Source organism: Methanoregula sp. (genome assembly GCF_002835825.1).
GTDB lineage: Archaea > Halobacteriota > Methanomicrobia > Methanomicrobiales > Methanospirillaceae > Methanoregula.
On record NZ_PIZH01000759.1, the window covers coordinates 1 to 1,049 of the forward strand.

A 1,049-nucleotide genomic window follows, 5' to 3' on the forward strand; every position below is an offset into this window, starting at 1 on the left:
ACCACGTTGGTCTGGCGCTCGTCGGCGAACTCATCCATGGTCGCCGCCATGATGCCGATCTCGTCCTTCCGGCGGATGTTTAACCGGGCCGAGAGGTGGCCGTTTCGGAGCTCCTTGATCATCACGACGACCTGCTGCAGGGGGTACGAGATCGAGCGGCCGAAGACGATGGCGATGATGGCACCGATGGCAATCGATGCGATCATCAGCGCGACGATGACATCGCGGATCGTGTCGATGGGCCCGGTGTAGTCTGCGAGTTCTGCGCGGGAGACGATGTACCAGTCAAGGGGTTCGTAGTAGGTGTAGGCGTCGAGCACCTGGGTTCCGTCGACCTCGTGGGGAATGGCACCCTCCTTGTTCCGGAGCATCTCCTGGACATAGGATTCGCCGGCCCAGTTCTGGCCTTCCTTTGAGGGGTGGACAAGGACATTGCCTTCGCTGTCGATGACATACATGTACCCGCGCTGGCCCACGACCGTCTCGCGGATGCTCGTCTTGACCACGTCAAGGGTCTGGCCTTCCTCGGTGCCGACGAAGAGCACGCCGATGATCTTCCCTTTCGGGTCCTTGATCGGCTCGTAGGCGGTCACATAGTTCTTGCCGAACAGGTCGCGCCGGCCATAGTAGGTCTTGTCGTTCTTGACGGTATAATCGTAGACATCGTCGGTCAGGTGCGTGCCGACCGCCCGCTTGCCGATAGAGTCGAGGACGTTTGTCGAGATGCGGACCGCGTAGCTGTCGTTGTAGACCTGGAAGACGGTTGCTGCGCCCCCGACCATCCTCTGGACGTTGTCAACGATCTCGTAGTTGTCATTGACCACGTACTGGCTGCCCCCGGTGTCGATAAGAGTCATGTGGTTTTCGATGATCTCCGGCGAGCCTTTGGCATAGAAGTTCTGTTTTGCCACGTTGAGGTCGCTGTTGACCTTGTTGCGCGTGAGCTTGTACACATCGTTGGTCCACCCCTTCATGTCCAGGACCTGCGTCTCCAGCAGCCGCTCGGTCTGTTCGCTGATGACCGCGCTCGAGCTGGTGTAGGCCACGAC

Annotated in this window: 1 protein-coding gene; it reads right to left on the reverse strand. The window is 59.6% G+C overall.

What is annotated here, in order from left to right:
• The coding region (locus CW742_RS14990; RefSeq protein WP_292421787.1) for a Cache 3/Cache 2 fusion domain-containing protein at positions 1–1,049 on the reverse strand (1,049 nt) is incomplete at both ends.